Raw genomic sequence first — 25,082 nt, 5'->3', positions numbered from 1 at the left:
CGTTATGACCACCGCCGCCTTTATCGGCCTGGGCAACATGGGCTACCCCATGGCCGGGCACCTGGCCCGGGCCGGGCTCGACGTCACCGTCTACAACCGCAGCGAGGACAAGGCGCTGCGCTGGGCACGGGAATACGGAGGCCAGCAGGCCCGCACCCCGGCCCTGGCCGCCCACGGCGCCGATCTGGTGTTCGTGTGCGTGGGTAACGACAATGACCTGCGTCAGGTTACCCTGGAGGACAACGGCTGCGTGCACGGCCTTGCCAAAGGGGCCGTGCTGGTGGATCACACCACCGCCAGCGCCGCCATGGCCCGGACCCTGGACGCCGCCTGCCGGGAAAAAGGCGCGCGCTTCATGGACGCGCCGGTCTCCGGCGGCCAGCAAGGAGCGGAGAACGGCCAGTTATCGATCATGTGCGGCGCCGACGACGCCACCTTCGAGCGGCTGGCGCCGATCCTCGACCATTACGGCAAAAGCGTGGTGCACATGGGACCGGCGGGCCAGGGCCAGCTCACCAAAATGGCCAACCAGATCTGCGTGGCCAGCGTGATCGAGGGGGTGGCGGAGGCAATATCGTTTGCCCGCGACGCCGGCCTGGACGTGGAAAAAGCCATGCAGGTGATCGGCGCCGGCGCCGGCGGTTCCTGGCAACTGATCAACCGCCATCGGACCATGCTGGCCGATGAGTACGACCATGGCTTCGCGGTGGACTGGATGCGCAAGGACCTGGATATCTGCCTGGCGGAAGCCACCCGCCAGGGCAGCAGCCTGCCCGCCACCGCCCTGATCAACGAGTTCTACAAGGAGGTTCAGGCCATGGGCGGCGGCCGCTGGGACACCTCCAGCCTGCTGCGCCGCCTGCGCCGGGACCGCGACTAACCCTCCGGCAGGGCGCCCTGCTCCGGCACCAGCGCCCGGGCATTGTCCCGGGCCAACGCCTGGGCGGTGTCCTCCGGCAGGGCATCCAACAACGGCCGGTAGGCGTCCAGAATCTTCTTCATACTGTCGAAATGCCCCACCAGATCCGTGCCCAGCGTGAAACGGTCGGGGTGATCCTTGATCAATGACAACCAAACCCGGCTCGGCCGGTCGTCATCCAGCAGATAGTGCTCGCGCACACTCCAGGACAGATCCACGTACAGATTGTCGTAGCGGTCCAGCAGCGCCCGGATGATCGCCGGCAGCGTATCCAGAGGCGCCTGGCGTTTCTCCACGCCGCCACTGGTGCCGGCGTGGGCGAGCACGAAACGGGTGTCCGGATGGGCCTTGAGCGCCGCTTCCAATTCTTCCAGATAGATCGGCGTTTCCTCCCGCAGGGAGGTCAAATTGCTGTGCAGCAACACCGGAAGGTCATGACGGCCGGCCACCTTGTAAATCTTCATCAGAGCCGGGTGGTTGGCGCGCGGTGTTTCCCCATTGGTGAGGGCGGTCAGATCGTCGTGACGGGTGATCACCTCGCCGATGCCCCGCCACAGCCCCGGGTAACGCTCGATCAGCCGCTCCACCTGACGGGCGGCGTTCAGGTCGGTGGGGTTGAAGCCACTGATGAACGGCACCAGCCGCCGGCGGCGCTCCTCCGGCAGTTCGAGGATCGCCCGGGCGACGATGTCGTCGGTGGCGCTGTAATAGTACAGAGGTGCCTCGTCGCCCAGATAATAACGGGGCCGGCGCGGCGCGTTCTGCTCCCACTTCTTGACCACCGGCAGGCCAAACAGCCAGGCCTGATCCACACCCGCCTCGTCCATGGCCTGGAACATGGCGTCCGCGCCGTCGCTTTCCTGCATGAAGTCCACGTAATGCAGATGGGCATCCACCCAGGTGTAATCCCTGGCCCAAAGCGGACCGCTGGCCGGCAATACCAGCCCCAACAACGCCAGCCACAACAATGCTCGCACTTCCCTTCTCCCTTGTTCTGGTCTCGGTAACGCCTCGTATCGCTAACAAGGACCCGGCCCGGCGCGGCGGGTTTCGCCATTCCACGGTGTTGAACAGTTTTTCACAGTCTTCATGTCCATTTGTGGACTTTTAAATGTCTTTCATCCTATTATGGACAAAACATCCAGGAGCTACCGCCATGCAACCGGCCATCGCCCCCATCGAACAGCCCCTCGACGACCGCGCCCGCCACGCCGCGCTACGCGCCGTGCTGCGCCTTCTCGACCACTGGCAGTGCAGCGAGAAGGAAAAGATGGCGCTGCTCGGCGTCGGCCGCTCCACCCTGCACAAATACCAGAGCCGCCCGGACAGCGCCCGCATCGGCAACGATCTGCTGGAACGCCTGAGCTATCTGCTCAATATCCACCAGGCGTTGCGCACCCTGTTCGGCAACCGGGAGAACGTCTACGGCTTCGTGCGGCTGCCCAACCACAACCCGTTCTTCAACGGCGCCAGCCCCATGGACGTGATGAGCAACGGTCGGGTGGCCAGCCTTTACGAGGTGCACCGTCAACTGGACAGTCTGCGCGGAGGCCAGTGGTGAGCGAGTGGTCGGCCCTGCCCCTGCGCGACTGCCGGCACCAGGACGCCTACCGGCTGGTCAACGGCAAGTACCCGCCCATCCATATCTTTGACGACGTCGCCGACCAGGACGATTTCGAGGCGCTCTACGCGGTCCAGGCGCTAACCAATCCCCGCCTGCAAATGCAGGTGGGCGAGCTTCATCTGGTGCCGGAAGCCCGCCGTCCCTGGGGCATTCCCGGCTGTAACTATGCCCTCGGCCCGTTCGTCCATCTGAGCCCCCGGGGCTCCCGTTTCTCCGACGGCGAGTACGGCGTGTTCTACTGCGCCGAGCGCATGGCCACCGCCATCGCCGAAACCCGCTACCACCAGGAACGCTATTTCCGCAACGTACCCGGCCTCAAGTACGACCGCATCGTGATGCGCGGGCTGCGGGTACGGTTCAGCGCCCGCCTGCGGGACATCCACACCCCGTACCGGGACGACCGTGGTTGGCACGACCCGGACGACTATGGCGTCGCGCGCCAGCTGGGCCGCGCCCTGCGCGCCGCCGATGAGCATGGCCTGGCCTATGGCTCGGTACGCCACCAGCGCGCCCTCTGTTTCGCCCTGCTCTCCCCCCATTTGATCGAGGCGGTCACCCCCGCGACCCACTATGAATACGTCTGGGACGGCGAGCGGATCGCCCATGTACTGACCATCCGGCGCCTTGCCGGCGGCGCCACGGACGCCTAGGCTAAAAGCACTGTTTCAGCGACCCGGGGTCGCCGTCACCATGTCCGATACCCTGCCCGATGCTCTGCTGCTGGACCTGTCCGGCGTGCTTTACCAGGGCCCGCGCGCCCTGCCCGGCGCCCTTGAGGCCCTGCAACGGCTGCGCCGCGCCGGCCTGCCGGTGCGTTTCGTCACCAACACCTCTCGCCGGAGCCACGCCCAACTGCTTGATGACCTGCGCCAGCGGGGCTTCCTGATCGATCCGGACCAGTTGTTCACCGCGCCCCGGGCCGCCCACGACTGGCTCAAGGCACGCGGTTTCCGCCCCTGGTGCCTGATCCACCCGGATCTGCGCGACGATTTCAGTGACCTGTCCGGCGAAGACCCGGACGCGGTGCTGATCGGCGACGCCGCGGACGACTTTACCTACGCCAACCTGGACCGGGCGTTCCGCTTGCTGCACGACGGCGCCGAACTGGTGGCCATGGGCGTGAACCGGCACTTCCAACTGGACGACGGCCTGCACCTGGACGCCGGTCCGTTCGTGCGGGCCCTGGAGTACGCCGCGGACCGCACCGCCACGGTCACCGGCAAACCCGCCGGGGCCTTCTTCGACCAAGCCGTGGACAGCCTGGGCCTGCCCGCGGACCGGGTGATGATGATCGGCGACGACGCCGCCAGCGACGTTCAGGGGGCCCTGGACGCCGGGCTGCAAGGCTGTCTGGTGAAGACCGGAAAATACCGGCCCGGCGATGAAGACGGGATAACGGGGGATTTCTGGCTGGAAGCGGACATCGGGGGCGCCGTGGCGCGGGTGCTGGGCGATTGACGCGCCATGGAGAAACCGGAGCGGCCGTCCCTGGCGAGACGCCGTGCCCTCCAGAACGCCCTGCCCGGCCATCCCTGGCCGGGCGTTCGCCGCGCTGCGAAGCGGTGCTTCGGTCGCGGCTCACCCCCCAGAGGTGAAACGCCAAATAAAAAGGCCCCGGCTCTGTCGAGCCGGGGCCTTTTTATTTGGCGTCCCCTAGGGGAGTCGAACCCCTGTTACCGCCGTGAAAGGGCGGTGTCCTAGGCCACTAGACGAAGGGGACGTTTTTGGTGGAGCCAGGCGGGATCGAACCGCCGACCTCAACACTGCCAGTGTTGCGCTCTCCCAGCTGAGCTATGGCCCCAAACTTGTCCCACCGGGTCATGCCCTGTGTGGAGCCGCGTATTTTACGCAGCGACCCTTACCTGTCAAGCACTCTCCAGCGGTTTTTGACGCCGATGTGTCCGTCTGTTCATCCCTTAACCGGTTTGCTGAAAAAGTGAACCAAATTCCTTTTCCAGCTTCTTGGTCTGCTTCTTGGACACCCCGCCCAGCACCTCGATGGCGTGACGCAGACGGGCGCGGCTGATGTCCGAGCCGAGCAGTTCCATACTGTCCACCACCGAGAAACTGGCGCTGGTGCCGGCGACCGCCACGAACACCGGGAACAGGAAATCCTTGATCTTCACCTCCACCGCGTCGGCCAGAGCCTTGGCGTCGGCGAACAGCCGGTCCCGGGTCCAGTCGCGCTGTGCTTCGCAGGCCCACAGGAAGAACTGAAGCCAGCGCTTCTGGGTGTCGATGTCGTATTTGGGATGCTCGAAGTCCGACTCGTCGATACTGACCTGCCCGGCGAAACAGAAGCCGGCTTTGTCCACCACCTCACCGAAGGTTTCCACCCGCTGCTTGATATGGGGCAGCACCTTCATCGCGTAGTCGCGATTGAAGGCCCAACCCACCAACTGTTGCAGAAACTCCTCGTCGGACAGATCGCGCAGCCACTGGCCGTTGAGCCAGCTCAGCTTCTCCACGTCGAACACCGGCCCGCCCAGGGACACCCTTTGAATGTCGAACGCCGCCTGCATCTCATCCAGGGTGAAGCGCTCGCGCTCATCAGGCATCGACCAGCCCATGCGGCCCAGGTAGTTCACCACCGCCTCGGGCATATAACCCATGCGCCGGTAGAAGTTGATGCTGGTGGGGTTCTTGCGCTTGCTGAGCTTGGACTTGTCCGGGTTACGCAGCAGCGGCATGTGGCACAACACCGGCATCTCCCAGCCGAAGTACTGGTACAGCAGCTTGTGCTTGGGCGCCGAGTTAAGCCATTCCTCACCACGGATCACATGGGTAATGCCCATCAGATGATCGTCCACCACGTTGGCCAGGTGGTAGGTGGGCATGCCATCGGATTTCAGCAGGATTTGCGCGTCCACCAGGGCCCAGTCCAGCTCCACGGTGCCGCGCAACTGATCCTCCACCTGGCAACGGCCATCCCGGGGCACGCGCATGCGGATCACGTAGGGCGCGCCCTGCTCCTCCCGACGCGCCTGTTCGTCGGCGGCCAGCTCCAGGTCCTCGGGCTTGAGGGCACGGTTCTCGCCGGCTTCCTTGAGGGCGGCGCGCAGTTCGTCCAGCTCCTCGGCGGTGCGGAAGCACTTGAAGGCGTGGCCGTCGGCCAGCAACCGCTCGGCGTGCTCCCGGTAGATGGCGGCGCGCTCGCTTTGCCGGTAAGGGCCGTGGGGGCCGCCCACGTCCGGGCCCTCGTCCCAGTTCAGGCCCAGCCAGCGCAGCGAATCCAGGATCGCCTGCTCCGAAGCGTCCGTGGACCGGCTCTGATCGGTGTCCTCGATGCGCAGAATGAACTGACCGCCGTGCTGGCGGGCATAGCAGAGGTTGAACAAGGCGATATAGGCGGTGCCCACATGGGGGTCACCGGTGGGCGAAGGCGCCACCCGGGTACGAACGGTCATGCTGACTCCGTGGCCGGAATATAAGAAAGGCGCGTATTGTAGAAGATACGCGCCTTCTTATCAGCACAAGCCGCCGGCGCTATCAGCACAAGCCGCTGGTGCCGTCAGCACAAGCCCGGCGGGCGGACACGCCGCCGGGCGATGCCGACCCGTCAGCGGCGGCCAACCACCAGGCTGACGATCCAGATCACCAGGAACACCACGAACAGAATTTTGGCGATGCCCGCCGCCGTACCCGCGATACCACCGAAACCCAGTACCCCGGCAATGATCGCGACAACCAGAAAAATCAGACTCCATCCCAACATGGTTATTCTCCCTGCTTCGTGTTTGGTGATTCCATGAAAGACAAAGCGCGGCATCGCGGCAAGGCGGTTTTACACGAATATACTCTTGTTGAGGTATTTTACGTTGGCGGTTTTCCGGGATCGCCGCCGCCGTGCGATAATGCCGCCATGTCCAACTCCCCTGCTCTCACACCCGCCCCGGCGACCCTGTCCCGGCGTCTGTCCATCGCCCCGATGATGGCGTACACGACCCGTGATTTTCGTTATCTGGCCCGCCTGATCACCCGCCGCACTCTGCTCTACACGGAGATGGTGGTGGCGCCGGCGGTGATCCACGGCGACCGGGAAAAACTGCTCGGCTTCGACGCCGCCGAACACCCCCTGGCGGTGCAGTTAGGCGGCAGCGACCCCGGCCAGCTCGCCGAGGCGGCGCGGGTGTGCGCGGATTTCGGCTACGACGAAATCAACCTGAACGTGGGCTGCCCGTCGGACCGCGTGCAGCAGGGCAAGATCGGCGCCGTGCTGATGGCCGAGCCGGAGCAGGTGGCCCGCTGCGTGGAAGCCATGGCCGCCGTCACCGACGTGCCGGTGACGGTGAAGACGCGCATCGGCATCGACGATCAGGACGACTACGCTTTTCTGCATCGTTTCGTGGCCCACATGGACGCCGCCGGCTGCCGTAGCCTCACCATCCATGCCCGCAAGGCGATTCTCGACGGGCTTTCGCCGAAGGAGAACCGGGACATCCCGCCGCTGATCCACGAGCGCGCCTACGCCATCAAGCGGGACTTCCCGCACCTGGAGATCATTCTCAACGGCGGGCTCAAGGACATCGACGGCATGCTCGGCCACCTGGATCAGGTGGATGGTTTGATGGTGGGCCGGGAAGCCTATATGAACCCCTGGTTCCTGGCCGACGTGGACATGCGCGTGTTTGGCGACAACGGCCCGGCGCCGGACCGCATGGCGGTGGCGGAGGCGTTCCTGCCCTATCTGGAGCGGCGTTACGCCGCCGGGGTGCACCCCAAGCATGTGCTGCGCCACGCGCTCAACCTGTTCCAGGCGATACCCGGCGCCCGCGCCTACCGGCGCCATCTCAGCGAGAACGCCCACAAGCCGGACGCCACTCCCCGGGTTTACGAGGAAGCCCTGGCTCTTTTGGGCGAGCGCGCCCTTGGCTATGCTGCATCCTGAACATCCCTGAATTGACGCGGGCAAACCAAATCGGAAGGTGCTGTATGACAAGCAAACGCGAACAACTGGAACAATGGACCACGGTAGTGGCGGATACCGGCGATCTGGACCGCATCGCCGAACTGCGGCCCCACGACGCCACCACCAACCCTTCGCTGCTGCTGGCCGCCGCCCGCGATGAACGTTACCGCCACCTGCTCGACGAAGCCCGGGAACTGGCGCGGGAAATGGGCCACGGCGATGATCTGGCCTGGTGCTGCGACGCCTTCGCCTGCGTCGCCGGCCAGGCGGTGCTGGAGCACATCCCTGGCCTGATCTCCACGGAGGTGGACGCGCGCCTGTCGTTCGACAGTGTCGCCACGGTGGAGAAAGCGCGCCGGCTGATGGCGCTGTATCGGGAGCTGGGCGTGAGCGGCGACCGGGTGCTGATCAAGGCCGCCGCCACCTGGGAAGGCATTCAGGCCGCCCGGGTACTGGAGGAGGAAGGCATCCATTGCAACCTGACTCTGGTGTTCTCCGTGGAGCAGGCCCTGGCCGCGGCCGAGGCCGGCGCCACGCTGATTTCACCGTTCGTGGGGCGCATCCGGGACTGGCACGTGAAGCAGGGTCTGGAGATCAACCACATCGACCAGGACCCGGGCGTGCAATCGGTACGCCGCATCTTCCAGCTTCTCAAGGCACGTGGTCTGGAGACCATCGTGATGGGCGCCAGCTTCCGCAACGCGGCTGAAATCGAGGCGCTGGCCGGTTGCGACCGGCTTACCATCAGCCCGGCGCTGCTCGACGAACTGGGCCAGGACCCGGGTGAGCTGGAGCGGCGCCTGGACGCCTCCGAGGTGGAGCCGGACGGCGACTGGCAGCCAGTGAACGAAGCCGCGTTCCGTTGGTCATTGAATGAGAACCCCATGGCCTGCGATCTGCTCAGTGACGGCATCCGCCGCTTCGCCGCCGACCAGCGGGCCCTGGAGCAACTGCTCACCGAGGAGGAGATCGCCGCGTGAAATGGCTGGCCCGCCTGTTCCCGTCCACGGAGACGGCCACCGAAACCACCACCCTGGACCTGCACCGTGCCGCCGCCGCCCTGCTCATGGAGGTGGCGCGCGCCGACGGCGAGGTGGATGAGAGCGAGGAACAACTGTTGCTGGAGGCGGTACGCCGCCACTGGCGGCTGGACGAGGATGAAATGCGGGACATCCTCTCGGAGCTGCGAACCCGCCTGGACGAAGCCACCGATCTGTTCGAGTTCACCCGGCCTCTGCGCGAGCGCTGGGACCCGGAAACCCGGGTGCGGCTGGTTTACGACATGTGGGCCATCGCCGCCGCCGACGGCAAGGCGGACCAGCACGAGGAGCACTTGATCCGCCGCGTCTCCGAGTTGTTGTACGTCTCCCACGGAGACTTCATTCGCGGCAAGCTCGCCGCCCTGAGCGAGCAATAAGGCTCACCCGGCTTTCCCGGAAGGGGGACCACGACGAGACGCTTCGAGGTAACGTCCCGCGCGGCTGTAGGAGCGACTTCAGTCGCGATGAAGACGGCACCACCCATGATCGCGGCTGAAACGAAATACCGCCCAGCCGCTCCTACCGATGCAGGACGCCCGAAGATCGGGCGGCAATCACCAGCCGTCGTTGCTTTCCAGCTCCGGGTCCTCGTCCGGCAGCGCCGGGGTCGCCGCGTCCTCGCCTTCGACCTGCACCAGGCGGCGCTGCAAATAGGCGTTGCGAATAAAGGTATAGCGGTCGCCGACGATGTTGCGCTCCAGATCCAGCAGGTCGGCGCGCAGATCGACGCCGTACAGGGCGGCCACGCCGTAGCGGGTCAGGTCATCCTCGATATAGGTGGGCGGCCACAGGTAAGCGCTTGGGTACAGCGTGCCGGTATCACGCACCGTGGAAGGCCCCAGGATCGGCAGCACCAGGTAGGGCCCGGAGGGCACGCCCCAGCGCCCCAGGGTCACGTCCAGGTTGGTGTCCGAGTTGTTCAGGTCCATTCTGCTGGCCACATCGAACAGGCCGGCGATGCCCAGGGTGGTGTTGACGGTGAACCGGCCCAGGTTGTTGCCGGCTTCGCCCCAGCGCCACTGCAGCACGTAATTGACGCTGTCTCCGATGTCACCCAGGTTGCTGAAGAAGCGGGTCACGGTGTCGTCCAGCCATTGCGGAGTGATCCAGCGGTAGCCCTTGGCGGCGGGCTTGATGGCATAGCGATCGACGAAGTCGTTGAAGCCGAAGATCTTGCGGTTGAAGCCTTCCCAGGGGTCGCGTTCCTCGAACTGCCCGGCATTGCCCCGGGAAAACGGCGTGGAATCCTCGCCCCAGTCGTCGTCCTCGGCGGCCACCGCCGCCTGGCCGGTCATGGCGTCGTCCGCCACTGGCCGCTCGCGGTTTTCGCCCGGCGCCGGGTCCATCTCGGCCGGGGAATGGGCGCAGCCAGCCAGGGAGGCCCACAAAAGGGCGAATATCCATACACGCACGGCGGTGTCCTTCTTAAACGTCAGGGTCGGCGCATTATAGCGGCCCCGGCGGCACGGAGAGCAACCGCCCCACCGCCACTCATGCGGGTTCCGTGAGCCATGTCCCCAGAATCAGGCCGCGCTGGCGCAGGCCCGCCAACAGCTCGGCGCCAAAATCACGCACCGCTCGCGGATCAGGGTGCGCCATTTCCTCCGCCAGCAACGCCAGCACCCCGGCGCCGCTCAACGACGGATGGGCCTCGATCAGGGCCAGCAGGCGGGCGGTCACCGCGTTGATCTCCATGAACGCCACCCGCTCCTCCTGGTCGCGGTAGACCAGCAACCACACCGGCTGCTCCGGCGGCGTCCCGGGCCGGTAATCCGGGCCGATGCGATGCACCGGCCAGCGGTACTGCAGCACCGCGTGCAGCGGTGACAGGCAGGGCACGCCACGCAGCAGGTCGCCCTCCGGGCGCAGGTTGCCGGTGGGCCGGGTATCCTGGCGAGTATCGATCACCACTTCCATCCACTCGTAGTGGGCCAGCTCCACCAGGAACGGCGGATCACTGGCGAGGGCGCTGTATTCCTCGTCGAGGAAACGCACGAACTCCCCCGGGATATCGAGAAAGTAGGGTGAAGCGCTGCGGTGACCGTCGAAAAAGGCACGCACCAGCCGGCGCCAGTCGTGATCGGCGTACAGGGCGCGCAGCACCGGGAAGCCCTTCTCCAGAAAGCCGTTGATGTTGTTGAAAAACAGAGTGCGGTAGATCGCCAGGCGGCGCTCCTCGATGCCCTCCGGCGCCGGGTGGCGCTCGGGATCACGCAGATGGGCGGCGAAGCGTCTCTGGATGCGCTGGAATTCCGGTTCCATCAGGCGCTCCGGATCGCCGTGGCGGCGCCGCCGTGACGCCCCTGGATATCTCCGATGCGGCGCAGCTCGTCGCACAGGGTATCGAAGGGCGGGAAATTGAAATCCCGCTCCAGCAGGGTTGGCAGCACGCCGAAGTGTTCATAGGCCACCTCCAGCAGGCGCCACACCGGATCGATCACCGGCGCGCCATGGGTGTCCACCTTGAGGTCCTCGGCTTCATCGAAATGGCCGGCCACGTGCACGTAGAAAATCCGCTCACCGGGCAGGCCGCGAATGAAATCGGCGGCGTCGTAGCCATGGTTGACGCCATTCACGTAGGCGTTGTTCACGTCCAGCAGCAAGCCGCAGTCAGCCTCCTCGAGCACCGCGCGCACGAACTCCAGCTCGCCGAGAGCGGCGCTTTCGCGCACCGGCGGCGCGGCGTAGTAACTGACGTGCTCGACGGCGATGCGCTGGCCAAGAAAATCCTGCGTCCGGCGGATGCGGTCCGCCACGTAGCGCACCGCTTCCTCGGTGAACGGGATCGGCATCAGATCATAGAGATGACCGTGGTCGCCGCAGTAACTGAGATGCTCGGTGTAGGCGCGGATGCGGTGCTCGGCGAGAAACGCCTTGATATGGCCGAGCAGTTCGAAGTCCAGTGGCTCGGGGCCGCCCAGGGACAGGCTCAAGCCATGGGTGACGAACGGAAAGCGTTCGGTAAGGGCACGGAAATCACGGCCCAACCGCCCGCCCATGGGAATCCAGTTCTCCGGCGCCACTTCCAGAAAATCCAGCGGCGGAGCCGGGGTATTGGACAGCGGGCCCATCAGGGCCCGCCGCAACCCCAGACCGGTGCCGGTCACGGGGAAAGCCGTCATCATTCGGCTCCGGGATCAGCCCTGGCCGCCGCAGCTGCCTTCGGAGGACTTGTCGCCGCCGCAGCTGCCCTCGGTGGATTTATCGTCACCGCATTTGCCCTCGGCGTCCTTGCCGTGGTTATCGGCGAGCTGATAGCCACTGGCCAGGTCGGTGGCGCCGAACGGGTTCTCGGCGGCCTGCACGGCCGGCACGGACATGGCCGAGGCGACCACGGCGGCGCCCAGGGTGACGGCGAAAGGATTCAGTTTGCTTTGCTTAGCCATGATGGATCTCCTGAAAACGGTAGTGCTTCCGGATGTATGAACATTATTGTGTCGCGTGGCGCCATTTTTCAGCGCCACGCCACCCATGGATGCACGGACCGGGTAAAGGTTACGTGGAGATCCACGAAAACGGCGCTTTATTTCACCCGGTCGACCACCACGCTGCCGATCGAATAGCCGGCGCCGAAGGAGCAGATCACGCCCTTGGTACCCGCCGGCAGGTCGGCGTTGTGCTTGTGGAAAGCGATGATGGAACCGGCGGAGCTGGTGTTGGCGTAGTCGTCCAGAATCACCGGCGCTTCCTCGCGACTGGCCTCGCGACCCAACACCCGGCGGGCGATGAACTCATTCATGTTCAGGTTGGCCTGGTGCAGCCACATGCGCTTGACCTGTTCCACCGGCACCTCCAGATCACCAAGGTGGGAGGTGATCTGCTCGGCCACCATCGGGCAAACCTCCTTGAACACCCGGCGGCCTTCCTGGCGGAACAGCTTGTCGCGGGCGCCAACGCCATCCGGCGCGGCGCGGTTGAGGAAACCGAAGTTGTTGCGGATGTTGTTGGAGAATTTGGTCTGTAGCCGTGTGCCCAGCACTTCCCATTGATTGGCGCTGGTGGCGTCCTCGGCGCGCTCCAGAATCACCGCGGTACTCACGTCGCCGAAGATGAAGTGGCAGTCGCGGTCTTCCCAGGCCAGGTGGCCGGAGCAGATTTCCGGGTTGACCATCAGCACGCGGCGGGCGGAGCCGTTGCGAATCGCGTCGACCCCGGTCTGAATGCCGAAGGTGGCGCTGGAGCAGGCCACGTTCATGTCATAGCCCCAGCCGTGATTCATGCCCAGGGCGGCCTGCACTTCCACCGCCATGGCCGGGTAGGCGCGCTGCATGTTGGAGCAGGCCACCAGCACCGCGTCCAGGTCGTCGGCGGTGAGGCCGGCATTGTCGAGGGCCTGACGCGCGGCCTTGACGGCGATTTCCGCCTGCACGGAAATCTCGTCGTCGCCACGCTCGGGGATGGTGGGACACAGGCGATCCGGGTCGAGGATGCCTTCCTTATCGAGCACGAAGCGTTGCTTGATCCCCGAGGCCTTTTCGATGAAAGCGCTGTTGGAGTGCGTCAGGGCGTCCATCTCCCCGGCTTCGATGGCCGCCGCGTGGCGGCGGTTGTAGCGGTCCACGTACTCATTGAACGACGCCACCAGCTCGTCGTTGGTGATCGATTGCTCCGGCGTCCAGAGTCCGGTACCGCTGATTACTACGGAATGGGTCACAAGCCTGTCCTCGCGCAAAGGGCGCTCCGAAAAGTAGAGCGCCGCGACAGTAAATAGGTCAATTATCCGGATATGACAGGTCCGGCGCAAAGGCCATAAACCGGATCGCGACTGAAGTCGCGCCTACAGCGTTGGTCGCTCCTGGCGCGTTGAATGTGCCTTAGGAGCGGCTTCAGCCGCGAATCCAGCCTCACTCAACAGGCTTCCCACTGCTTGTTGAGCCGCTTGGCGGACACCGTCACCCTGGTACCCAGGGGCTGGGCGAACAGACTCACCCGGTATTCCTCGATCATCCAGCGGAACAGCCGCAACGGGGGCGGTTGCCGCCAGGCCGGCGTATCACCGGCGCGGCGCCGGTAGCGTTCCTGAAAATCCTCCAGTTCCGCCACCAGGGCCCGGTCGCGGCCGGCCTGGCCGCTGAGTTTTTCCAGGCGCTGTTCCAGCGCCGCCAGGTAGCGGGGGTATTCGCTCAGCCAGTCCGCCTCCACCGCCAGCGGAAAATCATCGCCGAACAGGTCGGCGAGCTGGGTTTTCAGGTCCCGGTGGGCATGGGCCCAGGCGAGCGGAAAGTTCTTCTCCAGACGGCCCATCACGCCCCGGTAAGCCGCGAACAGCCGACCGTATTCGCCCAGGGCGTTCTCGGCGGCGGCCACGAAGTCCCCGCGCCCGGTATCGAAACGAGCGCGCCAGTCCGCCTCGGCACGCACCGGCTCGGAATGGAAACGGAAATGGTCGGCGGCGATGCGCAGCAGTACCCGCTCCAGGCCCCGCCGGCCCAGTTCCGACTTGTCCGCCTTGAGCTTCTGGAAGCCCGGCTGCTGGCCGGCGAAGCGTTTCAGGGCACGCACCTGATCGCCCAGGGCCAGCAGCGCCAGGCGGGCGCACCCATAGCCGTGGTGCCAGGCGGCGTCATCGGCATCGGACCAGCGGCGCCGGGCCACGGTCTCGCCGCCATCCTCCAGCCCCGGGAAGTAACGCAACCGCACCCCGCCCTGCGCCACCTCCTCGCTGTCCGGCAGCTCGGCGAAACACCAGTCCCGGCCTTCCGGGTCCGGCTCGCGCTGGCCGGCGGTCTCGGCGGCGGCCTGCACCTGGTCGGCGAAGGCGCGCCGCAGCGCCGCCAGATCACGGCCCTCACGCAGAGTGGCGCCGTCGCCGTCCACCAGCCGCAGGTTCATGCGCAGGTAGTCGGGAATCCGTTCCACCGGCCATTCTTCCTGCTCCACCCGCACGCCGGTCATGCGCTGCAGTTCCCGGGTCATGGCCGGCAGCAGCGGCCGATCCGGCGCCAGGGATTCCATCAACGCCTCCACGTAATCCGGCACCGGCACGAAATGCCGGCGGCGCGCCTTGGGCAGGCCGCGGATCAGCGCCTCCAGCTTCTCGCGCAGCAAGCCGGGCACCAGCCAGTCCAGGCGCTCCTCCGGCACCTGATCCAGGGCCGCCACCGGCACCACCAGGGTCACGCCGTCGGTGTCGCCGGTGGGTTCGAAGCTGTATTCCAGCGGCAGCGTCAGGCCATCCAGGTCGAGCTGGTCGGGGAAGGCGTCCTGGCGCAGGTCCGGGCTGCGCGAGAGCAGGAAGTCATCGTCCATCAGCAGAGCCCGGCGTTGCGCTTCGCTGGCTTCCTTGCGATACCAGGTTTCCAGGTGGGTAAGCGTGTACAACCCGTCCGGCAAACGCTGGTCATAGAACGCCACCCGCGCTTCCTCGTCCACCAGGATGTCGCGGCGGCGCAGCTTGTGCTCCATGTCCTCAAGCCGTTCCAGGCGCTCCCGGTTGGCCTTCACGAATGGCGGTTCGCGGGTCAGCTGGCCGTCCACCAGACCTTCGCGAATCATCAGTTCCCGGGCCAGGGGCGGGTCCAGGGGACCGTAGTTAACACGCCGGCCGGACGCCAGGATCAGGCCGAACAGATTGACCTGTTCCTTGGCCATCACACAGCCGCGTTTCTTCGACCAGTGCGGCTCGAAATACTGGCGCTTGATCAGGTGCGCCGCTTCCTGTTCCACCCATTGCGGCTCGATGCGCGCCACGCAGCGGGCGAACAAGCGGCTGGTTTCAACCTGTTCGGCGGCCATCAGCCAGCGGGCGCCGTTCTTCTTGCCCGCCCGTTTGCTCAGGGTGGAACCCGGCCAGATCAGCGGTTTGCGGTTGCGGGTGGAGAGCCATTCGCCCTCCTCGCCGCGCTGCATCACATTGCCCAGCAGGCCGGTGAGCAGGGCCCGGTGAATAGCCTCGTATTCCGCCGGCTCGGCGTTCAGGGTCCAGCCCTGTTCCCGGGCCAGCAGCAACAACTGGCGATGGGTATCGCGCCACTCCCGCATGCGCGACGGCGCCAGGAAGGTTTTCTTCAGGGTCTTTTCAAACTGATTGCGTGACTGCGCCTCGCGCTGCTCCTCCGTCCATTGCCAGAGGTTAAGGAACCACAGGAAATCGCTGTCCTTATCCTCGAACGGCTGGTGGGCCTGGTCCGCCTGCTGCTGCTTGTCCCGGGGCCGCTCGCGGGGGTCCTGCACCGCCAGGGCGGCGACGATCACCAGCACCTCACGCAGGGCCTTCTTGTCGGCGCCACCCACCACCATGCGCGCCAGGGTCGGGTCCAGGGGGAAGCGCGCCAGTTGCCGCCCCAGGGGCGTGGGCTTGCGTTTGCCGTCCAGGGCGCCCAACTCCTCCAGCAGCCGGTAACCGTCACGAATCAGCCGGCCATCCGGCGGTTCCATGAACGGGAAGTCCTCCACCGCGCCCAGGCGCAGGTCCGACATTTGCAGGATCACCGCCGCCAGATTGGTGCGCTGGATTTCCGGATCGGTGAATTCCGGTCGCTGCAGGAAATCGTCCTCATCGTAGAGGCGGAAGCAGATGCCCGGCATCAGCCGGCCACTGCGCCCGGCGCGCTGATTGGCGCTGGCCTGGGCCACCGGTTCCACCGGCAACCGCTGCACCTTGGAATGCACGCTGTAGCGGCTGATGCGGGCGGTGCCGGCGTCGATCACATAACGAATGCCGGGCACCGTGAGGGAGGTTTCCGCCACATTGGTACTGAGCACCACCCGCCGCCCCCGGTGGCCGGAGAACACCCGCTGCTGTTCAGCGCCGCTCAAGCGCGCGTACAGCGGCAGCAGCTCCGTGTCGCGGAACTCACAGCGCTTGAGGTGGTGGTGCACGTCGCGGATGTCGCGCTCACCGCTCAGAAACACCAGCACGTCCCGGGCTGTTGGCGGGCCGTCGCGGCGCTCCTCGCGCTGAATCTCACGCAGCACATCCTCCACCTGGGGGCCCAGGTCGCGATCGCCCTCCGGCGGGCGGTAGCGGATCTCCACCGGATAGGTGCGCCCGGATACCTCGAACACCGGCGCGCCGTGGAAGTGCTCGGCGAAGCGCTCATGATCGATGGTCGCCGAGGTAATGATTACCTTCAGGTCCGGACGGCGCGGCAACAGTTGTTTCAGGTAACCGAGCAGGAAGTCGATATTGAGGCTGCGTTCATGGGCCTCGTCGATGATCAGAGTGTCGTACTGATGGAGGAAGCGGTCGTTCTGAATCTCGCTGAGCAGCATGCCATCGGTCATCAGCTTGATCAGGCTGTCCTCGCCGACCTGCTCACTGAAGCGCACCTTGTAGCCGACCTTCTCGCCAACCCGGGTGTGCAACTCCTCGGCAAGCCGCGCCGCCACCGAACGGGCCGCCAGCCGACGCGGCTGGGTGTGACCGATGTAGCCATCCACGCCACGTCCCAGCTCCAGGCAGATCTTGGGCAGCTGGGTGGTCTTGCCGGAGCCGGTTTCGCCGGCCACCACCACCACCTGGTGATCGCGGATCGCCGCCGCCAGCTCCTCGCGATGGCGTACCACCGGCAGGTCCGGCCATTCCAGCGGCGCCGCCAGTAACCCACGACGGCGTTCCCGGGCGGCCACGGAGCGCTCGATGGCGGCGGCCACCTGGTCGCGACCGCCGGCGCTGAAACGCCGGGCCAGACCGTCCAGGCGTTTTTTCAGGCGCGGCCGGTCCCCGGCCCGGGCCTGCCGCAGACGTTGATAAAGATCCTGTAATGAAGTTTCGGTCATGTACTTTAGCGGCGATTGAACAACCAGGCCCGGCCCTTATCGTTGAGCTCGTCGCCGTCCATGCTCAGCCAGGCGGTGGTCGGCTCCGACGGTGCCAGCGCCACGGTGAACCGCATCAGCTCGTCGCGGCGGAAGGCGTGCACCTCCACCCGTTCACCTTCGCTGTAACCGGCCAGGACGGTGTCCAGCGAGCCCGCGTCCACCTTGATGCCGTCCACGGCGATGATCACATCGCCGGCGGACAGGCCGGCGGCCATTGCCGCGCCCTGCTCGTAAGCCACCTGCACCCGGGCGCCGCCCGGGTCCGCCGCCACGCGCACCCCCAGGTGCACCGGCGAGCGGTCGGATTTTTCGCCCGGTTTGCCACCCGGTTTGCCACCATTGTCGCCGTGCCCTTCGGCGGCCCGCCAGTTCAAGGTAACGCCGCGCTCGGCAAGCAGTTCCTCCAGCGGCAGGTCCTCGGTGCGGTACAGGGCCAGGTCGAAGAAATCGCCCAGATCGGTACCGGCCACTTCCTCCGCCAGCGGCCGGATACCCTGCTCCGGCACGCCCTGCCCGGTCTGGCCGTGGCGTTGCCACAGCAGCCGCATGAGATCATCCAGGCTTTTCTCGTCGTTGGTGGCGCGACGCAGGGTCAGATCCAGAGCCAGAGCGATCAGCGCCCCCTTGGCGTAATAGCTGACGATGGCGTTGGGCGCGTTCTCGTCCTGCTGATAAAAACGCGTCCAGGCGTCGAAGCTGGATTCGGTGACGGTCTGCTTAAAGCGGCCCTGGCCGCGATACACCCGGGTAATGGTCTGGCCGAGCAGCTCCAGATAGCTCCGTGGGCTGATCAGCCCGGTGCGCGCCAGGGACAGATCGTCGTAATAGCTGGTAATGCCCTCGAAGGCCCACAGCAATTCAGTGTACACCTCGCCGCGCAGGTCGAAGGGAGTGAACGCCTCCGGCTTGATGCGTTTGACGTTCCAGGTGTGGAGATATTCGTGGCTGCACAGGCCCAGGTAGCTGCGATAGCCGTCGCGGACCTGGTCCGGGGCGTCGGTGCGCAGGGGCAGATCGGTGCGCGGGCTCATCAGACTGGTGGAGTTGCGGTGCTCCAGGCCGCCGTAGCCGTTGGTGACCAGGGTCATGAACACATAGCGCTTCATCGGCGCCGGCTCGCCGAACAGCTTGATATGATGCTCGCAGATCGGTCGCAGGTCCCGACACAGCCGCGCCATGTCCGCCCGGTGGCGACCGCTGAGCACCACCTGGTGGGGAACGCCACAAGCCTCGAATTCGGCGTGGTCGAAATCACCCATCTCCACCGGATGATCAAGCAGCGCGTCGTAGTCGTCGGCGCGGAAGCGACCGAAGCCCAGCTCCGGCCCGCTTACCCGCTCCAGGCCGGTGGCCAGTTTCCAGGTGCCGTAGGCGGCGCCGTCCGGGGCCTCGATGTCCACTTCGCAGGGCTGGTCCTCGAACCCCATGGCGGCGAGGAACACGCAGGGACCGTTGAAATAGCCGTGGGTGGTATCCAGATGGGCACCGCGTACCGACAAATCCCAGGCGTAGACCTGGTAATCCACGGTCACCGGCCCGTCCACCGGCGGCAGCTGCCAGGTTTGCTTGTCGATCTTGGCCACGTCCAGCACCTGGTCGCCGGCGCGGGCTTCCAGGCTGACGATATGGCGGGCGAAATCGCGGATCATGTAGCTGCCCGGAATCCAGGCCGGCAGCGTCAGCCCCTGGCCTTCCGGGGTGGGCGCGGCCACGGTCAGGGTGATCTGGAACAGATGGGCTTCCGGTCTGAGCGGACGAATCCGGTAATGAATCACACCGACTCCTTAACTGGCGACGAGGGGCCCGTCATGATACATGTTCAGCACTGTTTCTGGGGAACCCCTCTACCATGACTTCGGACTGCTTCGTTATTGGCGCCGTCGACGGCCACACCATCGGCGTGCATGAATGGCGTGCCAGCGAATCGCTGGGCACCTTGATCTGGCTGCATGGCATGGCCGAGCACGGCGCCCGCTATCAGGCCCTGGGCGAAATTCTCGCCGAGCACGGCTGGAACCTGTATTGCCCGGACCATCGCGGCCATGGCATCAGCATGGACGGCGCCGACCCGCCCGGCCATTTCGCCGACGACGACGGCTGGCAAAAGGTGATGAGCGATATCGAGCGCGTCATCGATACCGTGGCCGAGCGCCACCCCGGCCCGTTGGTGCTGGGCGGCCACAGCATGGGTTCGTTTCTGGCCCTGGCCGGGGCCGAGCGATTCGGCGACCGGCTGGACGGCCTGGTACTGTGCGGCAGCGACTACCACGCCAGCGCCTACTATCGCACCCTGCTGCCGGTGCTGCGCTGGCAGCAACGGCGCCAGGGCGCGCGCGGCCAGAGCAACCTGATCGACACCCTCACCTTCCGTGCCTGGGCGCGCAGCGTGCCCGACGCGCGCACCGACTTCGACTGGTTGAGCGCCGACCCGGCCCAGGTGGCCGCCTACATCGAGGACCCGAAGTGCGGTTTTCAGTGCACCAACGCCACCTGGGTGGCGCTGGTGTCGGCGCTGGCGCGCATTCAGTCCGGCAAGGGCCTGGCGGCGCTGCCGGCGAACTTGCCAGTGCTGTTGCTGGGCGGTCGCGAGGACCCCATGAGCGGCGGCGGCAAGGGCATGGATCGTCTGGAAAAGGCACTGCGCCGCCGCGGGCTGCCGCTGCAGCGTCTGGATTGCCCCAAGGGCCGCCATGAAATCCTCAATGATTACTGCGCCCCGGAGGTCCGCCAGACACTGTTGGAGTGGCTGAACCGGCGTTTGTGACGCCAGCGCCGGATCGCGGCCGAAGCCGCTCCTACCGCATTCTAAAGCCCCGTAGGAGCGGCTGGGCGGCACTCCGCTTCAGCCGCGATTGCGCCGAACTTTAATCCGGCTCGGCGGAGATGTTGTTCTCCTCGGTGAAATCCACGTAACCCAGGTAGCGGTTACGGATCTCGCGCACGTACTTCACCGGCTCGGAACCACGCACGTATCCGAAGCGTGCCTGGCGCGCGTATTGCGGCCGCGACAACAGCAACATGGCGGTTTCCACGTTGCCAAACCACTGATCCGGGTCCTTGCCCAACCGCTGGGCCAGTACCCGGGCATCTTCCACGTGACCGGCGCCGGCGTTGTAGGCGGCGAGCCCGAAATAGAGCTTCTGCGCCAGCTCCAGGCGCTGCGGGAAACGGTCCTCGAGCCATTCCAGGTAGGCCAGCCCGGCGGCGATGCCCTGCTCCGGATCATGCAGATCGGTGAAACCGAACTGGCGGCCGGTGCGCGGCATCACCTGCATCAACCCCCGGGCGCCAGCGAACGAGCGCGCATCCGGGTCGAACTGACTTTCCTGGTACATCTGCGAGATCACCAGCCGCCAGTCGAAGCCGTATTCAAGCGCGTATTCCTTGGCCAGGTCGTCGTAGGAAGAGATTTCCTTGCCCGCCTCCACCCGGTATTGCTCGTGAATGCGGATGGTCTTGGTTTCCTTGAAATAGCGGTTGAAGGTGACGTTGTAGAACAGCCCCTTGTAGTTGCGGGTAATGTAGGCATCAAGCTGCTTCTTGAGGCCTGGCTGATTCTCGCGCAGGCCCCAGGCGATATCACGGCTGCCTTCCAGGGTCCACAGCGGCTGGATGTCGTCACGGTAGGTGCTTTCCAGCGCCGCCAGATGGCTGTCCACCAGGGTCAGGTCGGCGTCACCATCGGCCACCTGCTGGATCAGCATCTCCGAGGTGGCGTCCGGCACCAGACGGGTTTCCACGGCGATGCCCTGCTCACGCAATGCCTCCAGGCTATCCACGAAGGCGCTGTCCGGCGCCACCGCCACGGTGCGCCCGGCCAGCGCCTGAACCGATTCAAACGGCTCCTCGTCGGCGCGGCCGATAATCTGCTCGTGCACCTCGAGGTAGCGCTTACTGAACCGCCAGCCGGCCCGCCGGCGTTCCTCGGTGTCGGTCATGGAAGCGGCGATGACGTCGCCGGCCCCGTCCTGCAGGGCCTGGAACATAGCCGAGGCGCTGTCGCGCACCACCATGCGCACGCGCAGTCCGTGCTGCTTGGCGAAGTGGCGCGTGAGGTCGTAATCAAACCCCATCAACTCCCCCCGCCAGAGGAAATAGCTGGCCGGATTGTTGGAGGTGATCACCCGCAGCACGCCTTCCTTCTTGATCGCCGCCCAGTCCCGTTGGGCCCGGGCCCGCACCGAGGCGCTCACATGATGGCTGACGATGAATTCGTTGATCGCCGCGCGCAGCGCGGTGTTGTCCGGTCGCACCGCCCAGGCGATACGGCGGCGCTCGGTGACCACCGGGCCCTTGCGCAGGCCGTCGTAGTCCATCAGCAGGCTGTCGAGCATGTTGCCGTCGACAATGGCGGCGTCATAGCTGCCCGCCGCCACCGCATCCAGCAGACCGGAATCAGAGGTGCCCGGGGGCAGCGTTTCCACGGTCAGGTTGTCGTGGCGCTCCGCCAGTTCAGCGGCGGTTTCCGCGTAGGCGGTGTCTTCCGGCACCGCCACGGTGATCTCGCCCAGCTCCGCCAGGCTGCCCCCCTCGCGGTCCTTGGCCACCACCAGATACTCGTCGATCACCGCCACCGGCGTACAGAACGCCACCCGCTCGCGGCGATCGTCGGTGACCGAATAATTGCTGACGATCATGTCCGCGCGACCGTCATTGATCATGTCGTCCAGGCCGCCGGTACCATCGGCGTACACCCAGCGCGGCTCCAGGCCCAGGGACAGGGCCGCCGCCTCCGCCTGCTCGCGGAACTCCTGCAGCGGCACGCCCTCGCGCACCAGGGCCTGCTCCTCATCGAAGCGTGGCGCCACCAGGCGCAACTCGCCCCGTTCGCGCAGGGCGTCCAGGTCACCGGTCTCGATGTAGTCCTTGGATTGCGGCCCACAGGCCCCCAGCAGCAACGTCAGGCCAGCCAGCAGAGCCGCCAGCACTCGGTGTCGTGTCATAACGTCGATCCCTCCTGCCTCTCAATCTAACCGAAAAGACTGACCGACGGCGAACCCCCATGAAAAACGGTGGCCGACAGCGCGGCTCGGAAGCAAAAAAAAGGGGCGCCGAAGCGCCCCTTGAGGGATTGCCTGATCGTTGTTGTATCAGGGTGCGATGTTCCCCGTGCAGACACGGTGAATACGCAGGGTGTCGTTGGCGTTCAGGAAGCCGGCGTAGTCGAGTTGCACTTCGTCGAAGGTCAGGTCGTTGGTATCGACCTCGGTGACCAGGAAGCGTTGATCGCTGTTGATACCCAGGCCCAGCAGCTCCAGATCCAGGCCCTGGCCGCCTACCACGGCGCTGTCCACTTCCTCGCCGTCGTTGAAGAAGCGCACGGTCAGGAAATCACCCAGCAGACTCAGGTTGAGCAGCGCCGAGGCCGGATCGGAGATCACGAAGCCAATGCGGTTGATACCGGTGAAGTCGTTGGACTGATCCACCGCGGAGGCGCGGATTTCGGCGCCGCCGTAAAGCAGAGCCAGGGAAACGTTGATCTCGGCGTAGCTGGCATCGATACCGTCGAGCATGTTCTCCGGGTTCTCCACGGTGGCGATGGACACCGCCAGGGAGTTACCACTGGCTTCGTAGTCCGGGCTCAGCAGCGGCTGGTAGGTGGTGCCGGCGTTGCAGGTGAAGCCGTCGGTGTCGCACACGTCGCCGACGCCGTCACCGTCCGCGTCCGCCTGGTCGGCGTTGGCGGTGTTCGGGCAGTTATCCAGGTCGTCCGGCACGCCGTCGCCATCGGTGTCGGTGTCGTCATCCACCGGGCAGCCGTCGTTTTCCGGCGGGCCCGCTTCGGTCGGGCACTGATCGTCCTGGTCGTTGGTGCCATCGCCGTCGTCGTCGTTGTCGCAGATGTCGCCCACGTTGTCACCGTCCAGGTCGGCCTGATCCGGGTTGGGGATGAACAGGCAGTTATCGTCCTCGTCCGGTACGCCGTCGCCGTCGGTGTCGGATTCGCAGGCATCGCCCACGCCATCCTGGTCGGTGTCGAGCTGGTCGGCATTGGCCACGTAGGGGCAGTTATCGTTGACGTTCTGCACGCCGTCGCCGTCGCGGTCGTTGTCGCAGACATCGCCCACGCCGTCGTTATCGATGTCGGACTGGTCCGGGTTGGCCACCATCGGACAGTTGTCCTTGTTGTCCTCGATGCCGTCACCGTCCTGGTCGGTGTTGTTGTCGCAGGCATCGCCGATGCCGTCACCGTCGGTATCGGTCTGGTCCGGGTTGGACACGCGCGGACAGTTGTCATCGTCGTTGTCGACGCCATCGTCATCGATGTCTTCGTCGCAGGCGTCGCCGATGCCGTCGTTGTCCTGGTCCGCCTGGTCGTTATTGGCGAACGCCGGGCAATTGTCCTCGTCGTCCGGAATGCCGTCGTTGTCCTGGTCGTCCGGCGTGTTCGGGTTGGGCTCGTTGGGGGTGGGATCGCCACCGCCGCCGTCGCTGCTACTCGCTTCGCAGCCGTAGATCCCGGCGCCGAGAACGGCGAGCAGGACCAGCATCATTACGTTCTTCATACTCATCATCGTCGTTCTCCTCACTTCTCGGTAACCCGGAACTCAACGCGCCGGTTCATGGCCCGACCGGACTCGGTTTCGTTGCTGGCAATGGGGTCCAGCTCGCCGTAGCCGCGCGCGGTCACGCGATCGGCGGCGACGCCACGGTCCAGCAGGTACTGGCGCACGGACTCGGCGCGTTGACGGGAAAGTTCTTCGTTGTAGTCGGCGTTGCCGACGCTGTCGGTATGGCCAGCCACTTCCACGCGGAAATCGGTCTGTGATTTCAGGGATTCCGCGATGCGGTCCAGGGTCGATTCCGAGGAACGGGCGAGACGGGCGGAATCGAACTCGAAGTTGATGTTGCTCAGGGTCACCGTCTGATTGGCGATCAGGCAGCCCTTGGCGTCCACCTGACCACCTTCCAGGGTGTTCGGGCACTGGTCGCGATCGTCCGGCACGCCGTCGCCGTCGGAATCGATCATCGGCTTGGGCGGGGCCTGCACTTCGCGGGTCTCGACCACCACTTTCTCCTTGGTGATCACCTTGGTGTAACCGAGCGGAATCTCCACGCCCAGTGACAGGCGCACGTCGCCGAACCCGCCGTTGCCGCGCGCGGCGCCGGAGCCGTCGAAGTCGTCGTAGACGTAGCGGGCCTCGCCGCGCAGCTTCAGGCCATTGTTGAAGATCGGGCCGGTTACCGCGCCGAGACCGGCGTTGGCGGTGAAGCTGTTCTCCTCGTCCTCATCGGGCAGCACTTCCTGATCGATGATGCCTGCGGCCACCACGAAGTACGGGGTGAAACCGGTGCGGTCGCCAAAGGCGTAGGCAAGGCCGGTGGTAAGGTGGTATTGATAGAAGTCCTGGGTGTTGGGCAGGTTCGGGTCCATCTCATAGAAACCGCCTTCGGTTTCCCACCACCAGCGATCGGACAACTGGCGACCGTAGAACACGCTGTAGCCAGCGCCGCTGTCATCGAAGCCGCGCTCGTCGTCCAGATCCAGGTAGGAACCGAAACCACCAACGTACTGGCGGGTGTTGAGGGTTTCCTCGTACTTCTCGTCCGCCAGAGCCGGCTGGATCACCAGCCCGACGGCCATTACAAGCGAAGAAACTTTCAGGCTTGCGTTCATCTGTACCCCCCTCGGGTATCAACGGATTACAGTGCAATCATTGGAATAGCCGGGGGGCCGGAAAAAAACAGGCTTCCGGTGACGTCGGGTAGGAATAGTGTTGAGAACTTCTCCACGCTTTTGCACAACTTGTACAAGCGGTATCGTTTTGTATCCCCTCTGTATTCGGCCCTGGCGCCAGCCCGTGATTTAAGGTTTCATGTGAGAAA

General features: G+C 65.5%; 21 protein-coding genes and 2 tRNA genes. 8 read left to right on the top strand and 15 right to left on the bottom strand.

The genetic code is table 11. The features are described 5' to 3' along the window. Positions 1–4 precede the first annotated feature (4 nt). Positions 5–880, top strand: a complete 876-nt coding sequence (locus JF515_RS03815; RefSeq protein ID WP_203101160.1) for an NAD(P)-dependent oxidoreductase — start codon at positions 5–7, stop codon at positions 878–880. On the opposite strand, the gene JF515_RS03810 is transcribed toward JF515_RS03815, so the two are convergent. After that, positions 877–1,896 carry an amidohydrolase family protein gene (locus JF515_RS03810; protein WP_203101158.1) on the bottom strand — a complete coding sequence of 340 codons (1,020 nt, stop codon included), beginning with the start codon at positions 1,894–1,896 and terminating at the stop codon, positions 877–879. The two genes, JF515_RS03815 and JF515_RS03810, sit on opposite strands and share 4 nt — an antisense overlap. Before the next feature lie 179 nt (positions 1,897–2,075). Here JF515_RS03810 and JF515_RS03805 point away from each other — a divergent pair, with 179 nt between their 5' ends. The 3 genes from JF515_RS03805 to JF515_RS03795 are packed head-to-tail and all read left to right on the top strand — an operon-like array spanning position 2,076 to position 4,001. Then, positions 2,076–2,480, top strand: a complete 405-nt coding sequence (locus JF515_RS03805; protein ID WP_203101157.1) for an MbcA/ParS/Xre antitoxin family protein — start codon at positions 2,076–2,078, stop codon at positions 2,478–2,480. Beyond that, on the top strand, positions 2,477–3,193 hold the full coding sequence (locus tag JF515_RS03800) for an RES domain-containing protein (RefSeq protein ID WP_203101156.1): 717 nt from the start codon (positions 2,477–2,479) through the stop codon (positions 3,191–3,193). The genes JF515_RS03805 and JF515_RS03800 overlap by 4 nt, the downstream gene beginning before the upstream one ends. 40 nt (positions 3,194–3,233) lie before the next feature. After that, entirely contained in the window at positions 3,234–4,001 is a 768-nt protein-coding gene (locus JF515_RS03795) for a TIGR01458 family HAD-type hydrolase (protein ID WP_203101155.1), read from the top strand. A 186-nt stretch (positions 4,002–4,187) separates the two neighbouring features. On the opposite strand, the gene JF515_RS03790 is transcribed toward JF515_RS03795, so the two are convergent. The 4 genes from JF515_RS03790 to JF515_RS03775 all read right to left on the bottom strand — a co-directional run bounded on the left by JF515_RS03790 (position 4,188) and on the right by JF515_RS03775 (position 6,258). After that, positions 4,188–4,263: transfer RNA gene (locus tag JF515_RS03790), tRNA-Glu, on the bottom strand. A 5-nt stretch (positions 4,264–4,268) separates the two neighbouring features. Then, positions 4,269–4,344 (bottom strand) — tRNA-Ala (locus JF515_RS03785). Between the two features lie 115 nt (positions 4,345–4,459). Further along, entirely contained in the window at positions 4,460–5,950 is a 1,491-nt protein-coding gene (gene gltX / locus JF515_RS03780) for a glutamate--tRNA ligase (protein ID WP_203101154.1), read from the bottom strand. 152 nt (positions 5,951–6,102) lie between these two features. Then, on the bottom strand, positions 6,103–6,258 hold the full coding sequence (locus JF515_RS03775; protein ID WP_203101148.1) for a DUF1328 domain-containing protein: 156 nt from the start codon (positions 6,256–6,258) through the stop codon (positions 6,103–6,105). Positions 6,259–6,405: 147 nt separating this feature from the next. Between JF515_RS03775 and dusA the strand changes: the two genes are divergently transcribed. From dusA to JF515_RS03760, 3 genes are read left to right on the top strand one after another with little or no spacing between them, the layout of a single operon-like run. Continuing rightward, positions 6,406–7,431 (top strand): tRNA dihydrouridine(20/20a) synthase DusA, encoded by a 1,026-nt coding sequence (gene dusA, locus JF515_RS03770; RefSeq protein ID WP_203101146.1) that lies wholly within the window; start codon positions 6,406–6,408, stop codon positions 7,429–7,431. A 44-nt stretch (positions 7,432–7,475) separates the two neighbouring features. Then, positions 7,476–8,432: a transaldolase gene (locus JF515_RS03765; protein ID WP_203101144.1), complete on the top strand. Its 957-nt coding sequence runs from the start codon at positions 7,476–7,478 to the stop codon at positions 8,430–8,432. Then, positions 8,429–8,869, top strand: coding sequence for a TerB family tellurite resistance protein (locus JF515_RS03760; protein WP_203101142.1), 441 nt, complete (start codon positions 8,429–8,431; stop codon positions 8,867–8,869). The genes JF515_RS03765 and JF515_RS03760 overlap by 4 nt, the downstream gene beginning before the upstream one ends. Before the next feature lie 177 nt (positions 8,870–9,046). Here the strand turns inward: JF515_RS03760 and JF515_RS03755 are convergent, their stop codons facing one another. The 7 genes from JF515_RS03755 to JF515_RS19665 all read right to left on the bottom strand — a co-directional run bounded on the left by JF515_RS03755 (position 9,047) and on the right by JF515_RS19665 (position 19,030). Further along, positions 9,047–9,904, bottom strand: coding sequence for an MlaA family lipoprotein (locus JF515_RS03755; protein ID WP_338015165.1), 858 nt, complete (start codon positions 9,902–9,904; stop codon positions 9,047–9,049). Between the two features lie 79 nt (positions 9,905–9,983). Then, positions 9,984–10,754 carry a DNA-binding domain-containing protein gene (locus JF515_RS03750; RefSeq protein WP_238400823.1) on the bottom strand — a complete coding sequence of 257 codons (771 nt, stop codon included), beginning with the start codon at positions 10,752–10,754 and terminating at the stop codon, positions 9,984–9,986. Beyond that, positions 10,754–11,617 carry a DUF692 domain-containing protein gene (locus JF515_RS03745; protein WP_203101140.1) on the bottom strand — a complete coding sequence of 288 codons (864 nt, stop codon included), beginning with the start codon at positions 11,615–11,617 and terminating at the stop codon, positions 10,754–10,756. Before JF515_RS03745 ends, JF515_RS03750 begins: the two co-directional genes overlap by 1 nt. A gap of 12 nt (positions 11,618–11,629) precedes the next feature. Further along, positions 11,630–11,878 carry a hypothetical protein gene (locus JF515_RS03740; RefSeq protein ID WP_203101138.1) on the bottom strand — a complete coding sequence of 83 codons (249 nt, stop codon included), beginning with the start codon at positions 11,876–11,878 and terminating at the stop codon, positions 11,630–11,632. Positions 11,879–12,015: 137 nt separating this feature from the next. Next, positions 12,016–13,146 carry a beta-ketoacyl-ACP synthase III gene (locus tag JF515_RS03735; protein WP_203101136.1) on the bottom strand — a complete coding sequence of 377 codons (1,131 nt, stop codon included), beginning with the start codon at positions 13,144–13,146 and terminating at the stop codon, positions 12,016–12,018. Between the two features lie 194 nt (positions 13,147–13,340). Then, positions 13,341–17,213 (bottom strand): ATP-dependent RNA helicase HrpA, encoded by a 3,873-nt coding sequence (gene hrpA, locus JF515_RS03730; RefSeq protein ID WP_203101134.1) that lies wholly within the window; start codon positions 17,211–17,213, stop codon positions 13,341–13,343. Between the two features lie 5 nt (positions 17,214–17,218). Beyond that, positions 17,219–19,030 carry a PDZ domain-containing protein gene (locus JF515_RS19665; RefSeq protein ID WP_203101132.1) on the bottom strand — a complete coding sequence of 604 codons (1,812 nt, stop codon included), beginning with the start codon at positions 19,028–19,030 and terminating at the stop codon, positions 17,219–17,221. Between the two features lie 74 nt (positions 19,031–19,104). On the opposite strand from JF515_RS19665, the gene JF515_RS03720 reads away from it, so the two are divergent. Next, complete coding sequence (locus tag JF515_RS03720) at positions 19,105–20,019, top strand: alpha/beta fold hydrolase (protein WP_203101130.1); 915 nt, start codon at positions 19,105–19,107, stop codon at positions 20,017–20,019. 100 nt (positions 20,020–20,119) lie between these two features. Here the strand turns inward: JF515_RS03720 and JF515_RS03715 are convergent, their stop codons facing one another. From JF515_RS03715 to JF515_RS03705, 3 genes are all read right to left on the bottom strand, one after another. Beyond that, complete coding sequence (locus JF515_RS03715; protein WP_203101128.1) at positions 20,120–22,198, bottom strand: transporter substrate-binding domain-containing protein; 2,079 nt, start codon at positions 22,196–22,198, stop codon at positions 20,120–20,122. Between the two features lie 147 nt (positions 22,199–22,345). Then, a complete protein-coding gene (locus tag JF515_RS03710) occupies positions 22,346–23,770 on the bottom strand; it encodes a thrombospondin type 3 repeat-containing protein (protein WP_203101126.1) in 1,425 nt (474 codons plus the stop codon). 11 nt (positions 23,771–23,781) lie between these two features. Further along, positions 23,782–24,873 carry an OmpA family protein gene (locus tag JF515_RS03705; protein ID WP_238400821.1) on the bottom strand — a complete coding sequence of 364 codons (1,092 nt, stop codon included), beginning with the start codon at positions 24,871–24,873 and terminating at the stop codon, positions 23,782–23,784. Positions 24,874–25,082: the final 209 nt, after the last annotated feature.

The organism is Alloalcanivorax marinus, assembly GCF_016785095.1.
Taxonomy (GTDB): Bacteria; Pseudomonadota; Gammaproteobacteria; order Pseudomonadales; family Alcanivoracaceae; genus Alloalcanivorax; species Alloalcanivorax marinus_A.
Note: the sequence above shows the minus strand (reverse complement) of the source record. Positions and strands in the feature narration are given on the sequence as shown.

What these genes read in the sequence shown, in the direction of transcription:
- JF515_RS03815 (WP_203101160.1), top strand. Translation starts at nt 5, where the DNA reads ATGACCACCGCCGCCTTTATCGGCCTGGGCAACATGGGCTACCCCATG.
- JF515_RS03805 (WP_203101157.1), top strand. Translation starts at nt 2,076, where the DNA reads ATGCAACCGGCCATCGCCCCCATCGAACAGCCCCTCGACGACCGCGCC.
- JF515_RS03795 (WP_203101155.1), top strand. Translation starts at nt 3,234, where the DNA reads ATGTCCGATACCCTGCCCGATGCTCTGCTGCTGGACCTGTCCGGCGTG.
- gltX (WP_203101154.1), bottom strand. Translation starts at nt 5,950, where the DNA reads ATGACCGTTCGTACCCGGGTGGCGCCTTCGCCCACCGGTGACCCCCAT.
- JF515_RS03775 (WP_203101148.1), bottom strand. Translation starts at nt 6,258, where the DNA reads ATGTTGGGATGGAGTCTGATTTTTCTGGTTGTCGCGATCATTGCCGGG.
- dusA (WP_203101146.1), top strand. Translation starts at nt 6,406, where the DNA reads ATGTCCAACTCCCCTGCTCTCACACCCGCCCCGGCGACCCTGTCCCGG.
- JF515_RS03765 (WP_203101144.1), top strand. Translation starts at nt 7,476, where the DNA reads ATGACAAGCAAACGCGAACAACTGGAACAATGGACCACGGTAGTGGCG.
- JF515_RS03750 (WP_238400823.1), bottom strand. Translation starts at nt 10,754, where the DNA reads ATGGAACCGGAATTCCAGCGCATCCAGAGACGCTTCGCCGCCCATCTG.
- JF515_RS03745 (WP_203101140.1), bottom strand. Translation starts at nt 11,617, where the DNA reads ATGATGACGGCTTTCCCCGTGACCGGCACCGGTCTGGGGTTGCGGCGG.
- JF515_RS03740 (WP_203101138.1), bottom strand. Translation starts at nt 11,878, where the DNA reads ATGGCTAAGCAAAGCAAACTGAATCCTTTCGCCGTCACCCTGGGCGCC.
- hrpA (WP_203101134.1), bottom strand. Translation starts at nt 17,213, where the DNA reads ATGACCGAAACTTCATTACAGGATCTTTATCAACGTCTGCGGCAGGCC.
- JF515_RS03720 (WP_203101130.1), top strand. Translation starts at nt 19,105, where the DNA reads ATGACTTCGGACTGCTTCGTTATTGGCGCCGTCGACGGCCACACCATC.
- JF515_RS03715 (WP_203101128.1), bottom strand. Translation starts at nt 22,198, where the DNA reads ATGACACGACACCGAGTGCTGGCGGCTCTGCTGGCTGGCCTGACGTTG.
- JF515_RS03710 (WP_203101126.1), bottom strand. Translation starts at nt 23,770, where the DNA reads ATGATGAGTATGAAGAACGTAATGATGCTGGTCCTGCTCGCCGTTCTC.
- JF515_RS03705 (WP_238400821.1), bottom strand. Translation starts at nt 24,873, where the DNA reads ATGAACGCAAGCCTGAAAGTTTCTTCGCTTGTAATGGCCGTCGGGCTG.